This window comes from Vescimonas sanitatis, assembly GCF_049060325.1.
GTDB classification, from domain to species: Bacteria; Bacillota; Clostridia; order Oscillospirales; family Oscillospiraceae; genus Vescimonas; species Vescimonas sanitatis.
Genome location: NZ_JBMGPW010000004.1, coordinates 80,164 through 94,267 on the forward strand (window position 1 = coordinate 80,164; position 14,104 = coordinate 94,267).

Here is a 14,104-nt window from a genome sequence, read left to right on the forward strand (position 1 = left end):
ACGAAGGCGTACCGTGTGTACGTCGAGGAGATTTGACGATGGCAGGGCGGAAAAGACGGTGCATTATCTCGCAGGGCGCATACGTTTCAGGAGCTCTATATCTCCCTCCAGATACGTGCTGGCGGCGCGGGAGAGATCGTAGGTCATGCAGCCGCCCTTGTCGGGGCAGAGGGGCAGGATGACCGCTTCGCCGAGACGGCTGAGGGTGAGGTTGCGGGCGTAGAGGGAACGGAATTCCGTTTCAAGGGCCAGGAGGATATCGCGGGCGTTCTCAAGGCAGCAGAGGGAGAGCTCCCAGGCGGTCTCGTCGTCCATGCCGGTGTACTCGGGGGCGGCGTAGGGCAGGATGCGGTTGACGGCGGGCTGAAGGCCGCCGGGCAGGGCCTCGCTGCGGCGGACGGTATCGCCGCCGATAAAGGGATAGAGCGTGGACTCGACGAAGCGCAGGCGCAGGTTGGGCAGGTAGTAGATGGCGTCCACGTCGTAGCCCAGCTGCTCCATCAGATCGCGGCCCATGCCGGTGAGGTAGCCCACCAGCACCTGATCCACGGGGGTGTTCGTCTCGGCGAGCAGCGGGGCCAGGCGGCGGATGCGCTTGCCGTCGTGGAGCATATCGTCCACGAGAATGACGGGGCGGGCGAAGGCGTGGATGGTGCGGACCTGGTCGGGCAGGGGCGAGTAGTCCGGGTAGGCTTCGATGGAATAGGTGCTGAGGTCCGGCTCGTAGACCTTGTCGGTACGCAGGGTCTTGGTGACGGTGTTGGGCACGGCCACGCCGCGGAGGATCTTGCCGTAGGGGACGCAGATATCCGGGCCGAGGACGCGGGGCGTGGTGGGCTCCGCGGGGACGCCGTTGCGGCCGGTGATACGCTGGAGCAGCCGGTGGTAGATGACGCCGGCGGACAGGCTGAGCACCAGAGATCCGGGCTGCAGCTTTGTCAGCGCCGCCTGCAGGCGGCGGTGGGCGGCGGCGATGGCGGCAAGCACCCGGGGCGAGGAGCTGAAGGGCGCCTTCACCGCGGTGTCCACGTTGCGGCTGAGGACGATGGGGCAGCGCATATCCACGGCCAGGGCGTCCGTGCTGTCACCAGCCGGGACGAAGCCCTGAAGCGTCAGCAGCTGGCGGCCGTAGCCGGAGACGGCGCCCTCCAGGGGAAGGTAGAGGGCATAGGTGAACTCACGGCTGAGGGCCAGGGTCAGCACCTCGGTGATGAGCAGCTGGCAGAGGTCGCTCTGGCGCTCGCCCCGGGGCACGAACAGCCCGCTGATGAGCAGGGTGCGGCCGCCGGCGTTCTGGCGGACCAGACCGGAGAGGGCCGGGTCGCCCAGGCGGGCGAAGAGGCGGGCGGAGTCCAGGCAGGCGTAGCTGGCCGCGCCCAGAATGGTGCCGTCGGTGTCCCGGCAGACCATCACGTCGTCGCCGCGGCTCTCGATCTGCGTCCGCAGCGCCGCGGCGGTGGGCGCGGAGAGCATGGTGCGGAGGAATTTCTCCGCCGTCTCCGGCGAGGCAGGCAGGAAGCTCAGGTCCTCGGTGCGGAGAACGGGCTTGTCCTGGGGCTCGCGGAGGTACAGGCCGCGGCGATAGATGAACTCCTGCACCGTGGGATCGATGAGGTTGGAGATGTCGCGGTTGGCATCCACCGCCTCGCGGATGCGGGTGGAGCTGATCTCCTCCAGCTGGGGCGGGAGCGTCAGCTCCAGCACCTTGCCGGTGATGCAGCTGTAATCCGCCGGCTCGGCGTCCGGCTCGGTGCGGCGGAAGACCACGTGGTCGAAGGTATGGATGGAGTCCGGCGTGACGGACTTTTTGTAGGACGAGGCGTGGAGCACCACGTCGCTGCCCACCACGATGGACACGCTGCGGCCCGGGAAGGCGGCGCGCAGCTCGTGGAGGTTCTCCGGGTTGGCGATGTTCACCGGGAAGTCCTCCGGGAAAATGCTGACGTGGAACACGTCGGCCACGGCCATGGCGGCGATGCGCCGGCGCAGGCGGTAGGGCTGGGTCTTTTTGGACCAGGAGAACTCGTCAATGGCCAGCAGGACCTCGAAGCCCTGGTCGCGGATGGCCCGGACGATGCCCTTGTGGGACAGGGTGAAGGGGTCGAAGGTGCCGGGGAAGAAGGCCACGGGGCGGGGCGCGCCGAAGTCAAAGCCCTTGTGGAACAGGCGCTCCTCGGTGATGAAGCGGTAGAGCTTGCCCAGCATGGCGGCCCGGTAGTAGAACGTCAGGCCCTCGCCGGGGAATTCGTCCTGGGCGGAGAGCAGCTTGCGCTGGGTGAGCATAAAGGCGCGGCGCTTTTCGTGGCGGCCCAGCTCTCCGGAGCCGAAGACCCGGCGGCCCAACACGAACAGGGCCTCCTGCCGGGTGGCGCCGTCAATGCCGCTGAGGCCCCGCATCAGCAGGCCCAGCAGCCGTTCACGGCGGCGGCGGTAGGCGTCGTCCGTCTCCGGGAAGCGGGAGCGATAGGCATCGTACGCCTCATAGATGACGCCCACGGTATCCAGCACGGAGGCGGTAACGCGGCTGTCGGAGGAGCTGAGGTTCACGCGAAGGTCGTCCAGCACCTCATCCAGCTCCGCCGGGGGCAGCCACAGGGCAAAACGGCCCAGGTAGTCGGGGATATATTTGGTGAACTCCTGCTGGCCCAGCTCCAGGCCGCGGCACAGCTCCACCGCCACCTCGTTGCGCTGGTCGGCCGTCAGGCGGGGCGCCAGGGCCAGCAGGGCGTTGCCGGCGCTGTGGCGGACGGTGACGCGGTCGCTGACCTTGATGAGGTTGGACAGGTGGGTGGCGATATGGAGGGCGGGGCTTTTGCCGCTGCGGGCAAAGTCCGTCAGCAGGCGCAGGTTGCCCTGCTTGGTGATCCAGGGGGTGGCGGTCTTCAGGTTGTCCAGGAAGATCTCGGAGACCACGTCCTCCGGCAGAAGAAGGGGCGCACCCTGAGAGAGCACATCCTGCTTGAGATAGCGCAGGGTGCCGCTGTCGCCGTCGGGGACGGCGGTCACGGCCTCCAGCGCGCGGCCGTCCTCCGGGTACAGGCGGGCGAGACGGTCCAGCAGCAGCACGGCGGCCATGCGGATGGTCAGGTCCTTACGCAGGGACAGGGCGGCGGCAAAGTCCGTCATCTGCCGGGCGCGGCTGGCCGTATAGGCCGTATCCGGCAGGGCGGCGGCGGTATCCAGCAGCTGGAAGGCGGTGTAGTCGTCCAGATCCTCCGGCCTGCGGTAGTAGGCGAACACCGGGGCCAGGAAGCGCTCCTCCCGGCCGGGGCAGTGGCTCAGCAGGGAGCCGACGGCGAATTTCAGGGTATAGCCGATCCAGCGGCGGTGCTGGGGCATGAGCTTATGGTCGGGATACAGTATCTTGTCCAGATAGAGTCTCCACTGGTCCACGTCGGTGATGGCCCGGGGGTCCGGGCGGATGTCGGCGGGGCGCTCCTTGGCGTAGCCGGCGTGGAAGCCGGCGATGATCTCGCCCAGCAGTGCCGCCGCCTGACGGCGGATATCGCCCTCGCGGTGCATCAGCAGCTCGTAGAGGAACGTCAGGGTCTGGACCTTCTGGGGGATATGCAGATAGAGGGAGTAGGACTCCATCACCGCCAGATAGGCGCGGAGACGGCGCCAATCCGTCTCGCCGCGGGCCTCCTCCAGCAGACGGGCAAAGCTGCGCTGGTCGGTAAGGCGGTGCATCAGCTCCATATTGTGGCCCACGCAGCGGAGCGTCAGGGCGCGGAGGGCCTCGTCGTCGGTCATAAGGGCGGTGTGCTTCTCCGGCAGCGGGGGCGTATCGCCGCCGGACATGGTGACATCCACGCCGCAGCTGACCATGAACTGCTCAAAGTCCTCCAGCCGAGCGTAGACCCGGGTATAGCGCTTCTGCTTCTCGCCGTCCACGTCATCCAGCTTATCCAGGATCACCTGAAAGGCCTGAGCCAGGGTGGAGATACGTGTGATCTCCCGGCCCTGCGCATCGTGGAGCTGCTTGACGCGGAAGTCGGCGTAGATCAGCAGCAGCGCCTCCACGGAGAGGTAGTCGGGCTCCAGGTCCCAGACGGAGTGGTTGGCGGCCACGTGGCCGATATCGGTCATCCGGCGGCGGCGGAACCACTGGTCGGTGTAGAAATAGTGCAGGTAGGGCACGCGCTCGCCGGGGCGGCAGCCGAACTTGCCCAGATCGTGGCCGGCGGCGGCGCCGGAGACCAGGGCCACGTCCACGGCCACGCCGCTTTTCCGCAGGGCGCGGGCGGCGGTGACGGCGAGGTGGTGGACACCGGCGATATGCTCAAGGGTGCGGTAGGGCGTGACCTCCAGGCCCAAACGCATCAGCTCATAGACGAACTCCCGCCTCCACAGGCGCAGGAAGCGCTGATAGGACGGGGCACAGGGACTGCCGGCCAGCTCATCATCGGTCAGGAAATCGAAGGTCCAGGCCGGGTCGTGGGGCAGCAGCTCCGCCTCGGCGGCAAACAGCACCTGCAGCACCGACAGCAGGAACACCGCACCGGGGGCGAAGGGCTCCGCATCGGTCTTTTCCGGGTAGAGCAGGCGGCGGGCATAGTCGTAGGCATAGGCCAGCCAGCCCTCGGACGGTTCGCCGGGGCACAGCGTCTCCAGCTCCGGGCGGCAGAGGGCCAGCACGTCGGCGCAGCGGAGGCGCGTGCCGTTGAACAGCCCGGTGAAGCGCTGCATATAGCCCTCGCTCTCGATGGTGCGGAGCAGGGCGTCCCCGGGGGCAAAATAGTCCGCGGCGGGACGGTCGGAAAGGCGGCGGCGCAGGGCCAGGTCCATCTGGCGGATACGTTTTTTGTTCATGGCAAAACCTCCTGCCGGTGGTATCATACACGGACCGTGTCCGTCGAAAGGCGCCCGTACACCGGTAAGATGTCCGGGATGGACACGGAACACCATAATAATAGGACACTCCCCCGCACGCTGTCAATATTCCGCGGGGCGTTTTGCCACCGTTTTGATACGGAACCTTAGTAAGGTCTTAAGCGTGTGTTCACGATTTGTTCACATTTTGAGGGCCAGGCGCATGATATGATATTGTCGGGGACAGCGGCGGAACGGAATGACAATTTCTGCCGTCTAAGTAAATAGGCAAATCATCCCGCGGGCGCGCGGGAAGGAAAAAGGAGAACACGACATGAAAAAAGCGGCTTTTGTACTGGCGCTGGTGATGCTGCTGGGCTGTGTGTCCGGCTGCGGCGCAGCGGAGGGCGAGGCCTCCGTGCAGTCGGTGTCTATGATCTGCGGGCTGGGGTCCGTAGGTCTGGCGGACCGGTTCGCAGGCATCGTCAGCCCGCTGGGCGAGACGACCATCAAGAAAAACGACGCCATGACCATCGACACCATCAAGGTGAAGGTGGGCGACAGCGTAAAAAAGGGCGACGTGCTGCTGACCTATGACCTCAGCCAGATCCGCACCGACCTGGAGATGGCCCAGCTGGAGCTGGAGCAGCTGAACGCCACGCTGGAGGACCAGCAGGCGGAGCTGGAAAACATACAGAAGCTGATGGACAGCACCTATGACGACGCCACCAAGCGGCAGTACGCCCTGGACCTGCGGGAGCAGAACGTAAAGGTGCTGGAGACGAAGGCCAACATCGCCACCAAGAAAAAGGACATTGAGAAGCTGAAGGCCAACACCGCCGACAGCACCGTCAAGTCCCCGGTGGACGGCGAGGTACAGTCCCTGAACCCGGACGGCGGCACGGACAACTCCGGCAACGCCCTGCCGTTCATGACCATCGTGGAGACGGGCGGCTTCCGCATCAAGGGCTATGTGAATGAAAACAACGCCAGCGTGCTGACCGAGGGCACGGCGGTGGTCATCCGTTCCCGGGTCAGCGACCAGACGTGGAAGGGCAGCATCAGCTCCATCGACTGGAACAACGCCCAGCAGACGCGCAGCGACTACGGCGACAGCGACACGGCCATGTCCAGCAAGTACCCCTTCTATGTGACGCTGGAGGGCGACGGCGAGGGCCTGCTGATGGGCCAGCACGTGTACATAGAGCCGGACTACGGTCAGGAGGACACCCAGGACGAAAGCCTGATCAACCTGCCCAGCTACTTCATCAACGACGCCGAGGGCAAGCCCTGGGTGTGGGCTCAGAACAGCAAGGGCAAGCTGGAGAAGCGGAGCATCACCCTGGGCGAGTACAACACGGAGACGGACACCTATCCCGTGACGGACGGCCTGACGGCGGAGGACTACATCGCCTATCCCGACGAGAGCCTGAAGGCGGGCATGACGTGCATCACCTATGACGAGGGCACCTTTGACCCCGGCGCCAGCGGCGGCGAGGTATACCCCGAGGGCGACGGTGAAAAAATCGACGAAAACGTGCCCATGGACGGCATGGACGGCGGCGATATGCCCGCTGAGAACGACACCGTCACGGACGACGGCAGCACCGCAGCCGTGATTCCCGGCGGCGCGGACGCCTCCGCGCCGGCGATCATTCCGCCGATGGAGGGCTGACCATGATTTTGGAAATGCGCGATATATGCAAGGACTACCCCATGGGAAAGTCCGTGGCACATATCCTGAAAAACGTGAACCTTGACGTGGAGGAGGGGGAATACCTGGCTATCATGGGTCCCTCCGGCAGCGGCAAGACCACGCTGATGAACCTGATCGGGTGTCTGGACGTGCCCACCAGCGGCAGCTATCTGCTGGGCGGACGGGACGTGACCACCTGCAACAACAAGCAGCTGGCGGAGGTACGGAACAAGGAGCTGGGCTTCGTGTTCCAGAGCTTCAACCTTCTGCCCAAGCTGACGGCGGTGGAGAACGTGGCGCTGCCCCTGCTGTACGGCGGGGTGAAGAAGGCGGAACGGCTGGAACGGGCCCGGGCCGCGCTGGAGACAGTGGGGCTTTCCGACCGGGTGGATCACCGGCCGGACCAGCTGTCCGGCGGACAGTGCCAGCGGGTGGCCATCGCACGGGCCATCGTGGGCAAGCCGAAGCTGCTGCTGGCCGACGAGCCCACCGGCGCGCTGGACAGTGCCAGCGGCGCGGCGGTGATGGAGCTGTTTCAGCAGCTGCATGACGGCGGCTCCACCATCATCATGATCACCCACGACCATTCCATCGCCAACCACGCCGCCAAGGTCATGACCATACGGGACGGCGTACTGTCGGGAGGTGACGACTATGAGTGAGAAGCTGACGCTGCGGGAAAAGCTGCATATCGGCGAAAAGCGCCCCGACGGCGAGAAGCCGCGCATGAGCAAGAAGCTGAAAAAGGGCATTATCGCCGCCGCCTGCGTGGTGGGCGTGTGCGGCGCGGTGTGGGGCGGACTGACCATCGCCCGGAACGCCCAGCGGGGCGACGTGAACGTATACGCCGTCAACGACTTCGCCATGACCGACTACTGGGGGGACACCTCCAACACCAGCGGCATGGTGACCACGGACAAATTGCAGAAAATCTACATCTCCCAGAGCCAGACGGTGAAGAAGGTGTGGGTCAAGGAGGGCGACAGCGTCAAGAAGGGCACGGCGCTGGTGAGCTATGACTCCACCCTGACACAGGCCACCGTGGAGCGCGCCAAGATCGACTATGACCGGCAGGTGGAGAATCTGGAGGTCATGAAGAACGAACTGGAGCTGCTGAAGAAGGCGAAGAACAAGGAGACGCTGCAGGCGGAGTATGATAAGCTGGAAAAGGAGCTGAACAAGCTTATTGAGGACGCCACCAAGAGCCCGGACGACAACAAGGACGTGGTGGATCTGAAGCAGATCATCATTACCGACGACATGAAGCTGGGCACCGGCAGCGGCAACGACAAGGACAACGCCATCTACTACTACCGCACGACGGACAGCGACGGCAGCTTCGCGCTGTCGCAGGCTGACCTGATGCGCATTTTCAGCAGTCTGGGCAAGACGGACGGCACGCTGTATCTGGTGTTTGTCACCCGTGCAGGCAACAAGCTGGGCGGAGCTGTGATGGGCAACGAGGGCTATATCCTGACGGCGGTGACGGAGGATGTGCCCAGCGGCGGCGAGACCGGCGGCGAGACCGGCGGCGAGACCCAAGACCCGCAGCAGCCCCCTGCCGGCACCGGCGAGGGCGGCGAAGGCGGCGAGACCAGCGGCACAACGGCCAAAAAGCTGGTATCTGTGACCGTCAAGCCGTGGAACGGCTTCAAGCCGTTCACTGACGGCGCGCCGGACTACGGCGATAAGAAGGCCGAGATCGAGAAGCTGCAGCGCCAGATGGCACAGGTGCAGGAGCTGCTGGATGCCTCCATGACCCAGCTGGATCTGAACAAGGCCATTCTGGAGAAGGCTCAGGCGGTAAAGGAGCAGGAGGTCAACCTGAAGGTGGCGAAGCTGAAGCTGGACAAGAAGCTGGCGGAGCTGGGCGACGGCAACGTGTACGCGGAGTTCGACGGCACGGTGAAGGCCGTACGGGACCCGGACGAGGCCTATAACAACAGCGAGGCCGTGGTGGAGCTGTCCGGCGGCGGCGGATATTACGTCACCGGCACCCTCAGCGAGATGGATCTGGGCAGCGTGCAGGTGGGCGACACCGTATCCATCAGCAGCTGGATGACCGGCGCAGCCTGCGAGGGCACCATCGTGTCCATCGACGACTATCCCACCAGCAACGGCAACAACTGGGGCGACGGCAACAGTAACGTGTCCTACTACCCCTTCAAGGTGTTTGTCACCGAGGATGCGAATTTGCAGCCCAATGACTATGTGGATATACAGTACCAGAAGGACACCAGCGCGGAAGAAAGCGGCAGTTCACTGTATCTGGAGAGTATGTTCATCCGGACCGACAACGGCAAGAGCTATGTGATGGCCCGGGGCGAGGACGGCAGACTGGAGCAGCGGTGGGTACAGACCGGCCGGGATCTGTGGGGCAGCTACACCCAGATACGGGGCGGGCTGACCATCGACGACTACGTGGCGTTCCCCTATGGACGCGACGTGGTGGAGGGTGCCCACACCCAGGAAGCCACGGCCGACCAGCTGTACAACTACGGCATATAAAGGAGGCGGGATAACCATATGTTGGAAAATATAAATCTCGCCTTTCAGGGCGTGTGGAGCCACAAGCTGCGGTCGTTTCTGACCATGCTGGGCATTATTATCGGTATCGCCGCGATCATCACCATCGTGTCCACCATTCAGGGCACCAACGAGCAGATCAAGCAGAACCTGATCGGCGCGGGCAACAACGTGGTGCGGGTGACCATCGGCGCCACGGACAGCCAAAACTATTTCGACCTGAACTACTCGGCGCTGCCGGAGGGTATCGACCCAGTGACCCGGGAGATGCGGGATGAGATGGAGAAGCTGGGCAGCGTGTCGCTGGTGAGTATGTACTACTCCCGGGATTGGTGCGACAACGTGTATGTGGGCAATACGGCGTTCAGCGGGTCGCTGTACGGCGTGGACGACCACTATCTGACGGCCGTGGACTACGCGGTGAACTACGGACGCTCCTTCACGGCGGGGGACTATGAGAACCGGCGGAATGTGGCGCTTATCGACGCGAAGTCGGCAAAGTCGCTGTTCCAGGGGGAGAACCCCATCGGCGGCACCATCGAGATCAACGGGATTCCGTTCACCGTGGTGGGTGTGGTGTCCTCCCGGTCCAGCAGCGGACCGGTGATCAACAGCTTTAAGGATTATCAGATGTACGCCGGCAGCACAGCGGGGACCATTTTCATCCCGGACGTATGCTGGTCGGTACCGTACCGGTATGATGAACCCCAGTACGCGGCGGTGCGGGCCACCAGCACCAACGACATGACCGCCGCCGGCGACAATGTGGCCAAGTATCTGAACGAGAACGCCATCCGGACCACGAAGTACAAGTACGAGTCCAAGGACCTTCTGCAGCAGGCCAGCGATCTGCAGAGCCTGTCGGAGAGCACCAACAAGCAGTTGATCTGGATCGCGGCTATCTCGCTGGTGGTGGGCGGCATCGGCGTGATGAACATCATGCTGGTGTCCGTGACGGAGCGCACCCGCGAGATCGGATTGAAGATCGCCATCGGCGCGCAGCAGAGCCGCATCCTCTGGCAGTTCCTGACGGAGGCGGCGGTGCTGACCAGCATGGGCGGCATACTGGGCGTGGCCACGGGCATCGGCCTGGCGGAGATGATGTCCCACATCATGGGGACACCGGTGGCCATCAGCGTACCGGCGTGCATCATCGCCGTGGCCTTCTCCATGGTCATCGGCGTGGTGTTCGGCCTGGTTCCGGCCATGAAGGCATCGAAGCTGAACCCCATCGAAGCCCTACGGAGAGAATGATACGCAGAAAGAAAAGACCGGCTTTCGCCGGTCTTTTTCTCTGTCTGCTCCCGGCGAAGACACAGCGAAAGCAGAAAACAGCCCCCGGCAGGGGGCTGTTTCTTTATTTACTGCGGCAGCTCGCCGGGGGCGACCAGGATGATCTTGTCGGCCCGGTCGTAGTCGCTGTACGCCTCCTTGGTGCTGCGGAGGAGCGTGCCGTCGCCGGCGTAGACGTTGCGGTAGGTCTGCACGGCGTAGCCGTTGTGGCCGTACTGTTCCACCTCGGTGGTGCCGGGGGCGATGCGCTCGGACTCCTGATAGACCGTCTTGCGCTCGGAGTAGGAGAGGAACTGGTTGGTCATCTCCACATAGTGGTCGTCGGTCTTGGTGCCCAGCAGGGTGATGGTCAGCTGGTTGGTCTCGTCGTTGTAGCTGGTGGTGATCTTGATGGGGTAGTTGGTGCTGTTGCGGAAGGCAAAGTCCGGGCCGCCCCAGCTGACCGTGGCATCACAGCCCGTGACGGGCATATAGCCGGGGTCGAACATATGGGCGTAGCGCAGGACGATCTGCAGGTCCGCCATGAGGGCGGAATAGTACAGCGTGGAGGATACCTGGCAGATACCGCCGCCGATGGAGGTAACGGTCTTGCCGCCGGAGTAGGCGGCGGCGGGCTGGAAGCCCCGGGCCTCGGTGCGCTGGCCCACAGTGGCGTTGTACCAGAACTCCTCGCCGGGGTTATAGATACGGCCGTTGATGGCGGCAGAGGCCAGCTTGATGTTCTGGCGGCGGCCCCAGGGGCCGGCGCAGGTGGTGGTGCAGGTGCCGATCACGTCCCGGAACATGGCCTGCTCCAGCTCCTCGGTGGCGGCGGGAGGGAACTGCACCTGGGCGTCAGCCAGGAATTCCTCGCCCGGCTGGGCGACGTCCAGTTGCTTTTGCACCGTCTCCACATCGAACTGTACGCCCACGCGGGACTGGGTGGGCTTGCCGGTGGATTTGTCGCAGATGGCGGCGGCCATGGTGCCGGCGATCTCGTCGTGGAGCGCCTGCACGTCCATGGGCGCGGCGGTGTGGGCCGCGAACACACATTCCACGGACCGCGCCGCAGCGGACAGGTCGCGGCTCTCGAAGCGCTGCACCAACTCGGCGCGCAGCGCCGCCGCGTCCAGCTTCTCGCCGTCCTGCGGCTTGGTGATGTACAGACCCTCACCCTCCGCCAGCCGGTAGCCGCCGTCCGTTACGGTGCAGCCCACGGTGTCGGACAGCTGTTCACAGGCGGCGGTAAGCTTCGCCTCGTCCACGTCCAGCTGGGGCGTGACATCCACGGCCCTGAACCAGCTCTCGATAAAGCGCCAGCCGCCGCGGAGGAACGCGGTCACATCGCTGCCCCAGCCCCGGTCCTGCACGTCGCAGCCGGCAGCCTTGGAGACATAGACGGGCAGAACGGTGACGCCCAGGTCGGAAAGGGTGGTGCTGCCGATCTCCTGCCCGTCACGGGTCAGGCGGATGGTCATGCCGTCCAGCAGGGCACTCCCCTGCTCCGTCCAGCGCTGCTCGGCCTCCTGCGCCGACAGGCCGGACATATCCATGCCCAGCACGGAGGTGTTGGGAAACGCCGTGTGGGAATACAGCGCGTTGGCGGCCACACAGCAGCCCGCGTAGGCCAGCACCAGCACCGCCGCGGCGATGCCGATGATCAGTCCGGCTCTTTTGCCGGGGGTCTTGGGAGGCTTTTCTTCCGGGGCCGCGCGCTTGCCGGCCGTCTCCGGCGCGGGATCGGCGGTAACAGAGGACATATTCAACTCGTCGCTCATGGTGTCCCCTCCTTTGTATCATCAGGTTTGGGCAATACCGGCAAAATGCCGTGCCGTTACTGCATTGTATCACGGTTTGTCAAGGAATGGGTTACAAAAGCGTTACGACACATCTTTCTGCGGCTTTGCGCGGGGGATGGTGACGGTGAGGCAGATGGCGTCCTCCGTGTCCCGGCGGGCGACTTTGGCGCCGACGCCGGCGGTCTGCATGAGCCGGACGCCCCGGTCCACGCTGTTGAGAAACAGCCGGACGTCTTTTAGGATATAGGTGCTGCGGCGGCGGATCGGCGTGGTCTGGTTCTGTGTGACCAGACGGTCTATGTAGGCCTCGGCATCGGCGACGTTCAGCTGGTTTTTGCCGATGTGTTCGACGGCGGCAAGGCGCTGCTCCGGGTCCTCCAGACGCAGGAGGGCGCGGGCGTGGCGCTCGGTCAGGCCGTAGCGGTGCAGAGCCTCTGCCACCGGCTCCTCCAACCGCAGCAGACGCAGCTTGTTGGCCACGGCGGACTGGCTGCGGCCCAGCTTTTCCGCCGCCTGCTGCTGGCTGAGGCCGTAGCGGCGGAGCAGGCGGGCGATGGCGGCCGCCTCCTCCATGTAGTCCAGGTCGCGGCGCTGGAGGTTCTCGATCAGGGCCAGCAGAGCGGCGTCCTCCTCATCCACCCGGGCCAGCAGACAGGGCACCTGCCGCAGCCCGGCGATCCGTGCCGCCCGCCAGCGGCGCTCGCCGGCCACCAGCTCGTAGACTGCGCCCTGCTGCCGGACGGTGAGCGGCTGCAGAATGCCGTAGGCGGCGATGCTGGCCGCCAGCTCCTGCAAACTCTCCGGGTCAAAGCGGCGGCGGGGCTGCTGGGGGTTGGGACGGATATCGTTGATGGGTATGTATCGCACACGGGCAGAGAGGAAATCGGTCTTCTGGTCTTTTTTCATGGCGGTCGCCTCCTTTTTTCGCCTATTGTACGGCGGGAGGCCTGTCGAAAGCGGGCGAAGACCGTCGGGAAATAAAAAAATGCACCCGCCCCTGTCGGGACGGGTGCGGCGGTCACTGCTTTGTGCGGATATCCTCGCCGAAGAAGGGCAGGATCTGGTAGGCACCCTCGATACGGGAGAGGATGGGCGCGCCATAGCGGCGGCCCAGCTCGTCCGGGGCCAGGTTGGTGCTGATGATGGTGGACCTGCCGGAGAGCATACGGCCGTTGACGATCTGATAGAGAGCGCTCTGGACAAAGGCGGTGGTCATCTCGGTGCCCAGGTCGTCCAGGATCAGCAGGTCGCAGCTCTCGCAGCGGCGGACGTCGGCATCGCTGACCTCGTCGGGACGGAATTTGGCGTCCTCATAGCGGGAGAAAACGCTGATCGCGGTGTCGTAGACCACGGAGAAGCCGGCGTCGCTGACCTCCCGGGCGATGCAGGCGGAGAGGAACGTCTTGCCCAGACCGGTGCCGCCGGAGAGCAGCAGGCTGCCGCTGCCCCGGGAGAACTGGCGGGCAAAGTCCCGGCAGACGTCGAAGTTGCGCTCCATGTTGGCCCGGGGCGAAACGCCGTAGCTGTCCCACACGGCGCTGTCGTACAGGTCGAAGCGGAAGGTGTCGAACCGGGCCTCGCCCAAGGGAAGAAGCCGGGAGAGCTCCGCCAGCTGCTCGCGGGCATAGTACTGCTTCAGGCAGGCGCAGACGCCGGACCGGGTGTAGCCGGTGTCGCCGCAGAGGGAGCAGGCGGGCTTGTCCTCCAGATAGTCGGCGGGATAGCCCATGTCCTCCAGCAGGGCGGCGCGCTCGCGCTGCAGGGAGAGATTTTCGTCCCGCAGGACCCGCAGGGCGGGCAGCGGGTCCTCGCCCTTTTTGGCGGCGGCGGCCACGATGCGGCTCATGGTGGTGCGGAGGGTGCGGTCGATGTCCCGCAGGCGGGGCTGGCGGGCAAAGACCTCCCGGCGGCGCTGGTCCAGCTCGGCCTCCCGACGCTGGCGGGCCTGGTCAAAGCGGGCAATGGCCCGCTGCATGATGATACCGTCGTATGACATACT

The 14,104-nt window shown here is 64.9% G+C and carries 8 protein-coding genes; 4 read left to right on the forward strand and 4 right to left on the reverse strand.

From position 1 onward, the window contains the following. Positions 1-63 precede the first annotated feature (63 nt). Positions 64-4,812 (reverse strand): nicotinate-nicotinamide nucleotide adenylyltransferase, encoded by a 4,749-nt coding sequence (locus tag ACOMDU_RS06330; protein WP_421129583.1) that lies wholly within the window; start codon positions 4,810-4,812, stop codon positions 64-66. A 334-nt stretch (positions 4,813-5,146) separates the two neighbouring features. Here ACOMDU_RS06330 and ACOMDU_RS06335 point away from each other — a divergent pair, with 334 nt between their 5' ends. From ACOMDU_RS06335 to ACOMDU_RS06350, 4 genes are read left to right on the forward strand one after another with little or no spacing between them, the layout of a single operon-like run. Beyond that, positions 5,147-6,487 carry an efflux RND transporter periplasmic adaptor subunit gene (locus ACOMDU_RS06335; protein WP_421129584.1) on the forward strand — a complete coding sequence of 447 codons (1,341 nt, stop codon included), beginning with the start codon at positions 5,147-5,149 and terminating at the stop codon, positions 6,485-6,487. Next, positions 6,484-7,170 carry an ABC transporter ATP-binding protein gene (locus ACOMDU_RS06340; protein ID WP_476718546.1) on the forward strand — a complete coding sequence of 229 codons (687 nt, stop codon included), beginning with the start codon at positions 6,484-6,486 and terminating at the stop codon, positions 7,168-7,170. The genes ACOMDU_RS06335 and ACOMDU_RS06340 overlap by 4 nt, the downstream gene beginning before the upstream one ends. Continuing rightward, on the forward strand, positions 7,163-9,016 hold the full coding sequence (locus tag ACOMDU_RS06345) for a hypothetical protein (RefSeq protein WP_421129586.1): 1,854 nt from the start codon (positions 7,163-7,165) through the stop codon (positions 9,014-9,016). Before ACOMDU_RS06340 ends, ACOMDU_RS06345 begins: the two co-directional genes overlap by 8 nt. 18 nt (positions 9,017-9,034) lie before the next feature. Next, positions 9,035-10,288 carry an ABC transporter permease gene (locus ACOMDU_RS06350; protein ID WP_421129587.1) on the forward strand — a complete coding sequence of 418 codons (1,254 nt, stop codon included), beginning with the start codon at positions 9,035-9,037 and terminating at the stop codon, positions 10,286-10,288. A 107-nt stretch (positions 10,289-10,395) separates the two neighbouring features. Here ACOMDU_RS06350 and ACOMDU_RS06355 read toward each other — a convergent pair whose 3' ends face one another. From ACOMDU_RS06355 to ACOMDU_RS06365, 3 genes are all read right to left on the reverse strand, one after another. Next, entirely contained in the window at positions 10,396-12,084 is a 1,689-nt protein-coding gene (locus tag ACOMDU_RS06355) for a VanW family protein (RefSeq protein WP_421129588.1), read from the reverse strand. Positions 12,085-12,186: 102 nt separating this feature from the next. Beyond that, positions 12,187-13,011 carry a ParB/RepB/Spo0J family partition protein gene (locus tag ACOMDU_RS06360; protein ID WP_421129589.1) on the reverse strand — a complete coding sequence of 275 codons (825 nt, stop codon included), beginning with the start codon at positions 13,009-13,011 and terminating at the stop codon, positions 12,187-12,189. Between the two features lie 112 nt (positions 13,012-13,123). After that, positions 13,124-14,101, reverse strand: a complete 978-nt coding sequence (locus ACOMDU_RS06365; RefSeq protein ID WP_421129590.1) for an ATP-binding protein — start codon at positions 14,099-14,101, stop codon at positions 13,124-13,126. Between the last annotated feature and the right edge of the window lie 3 nt (positions 14,102-14,104).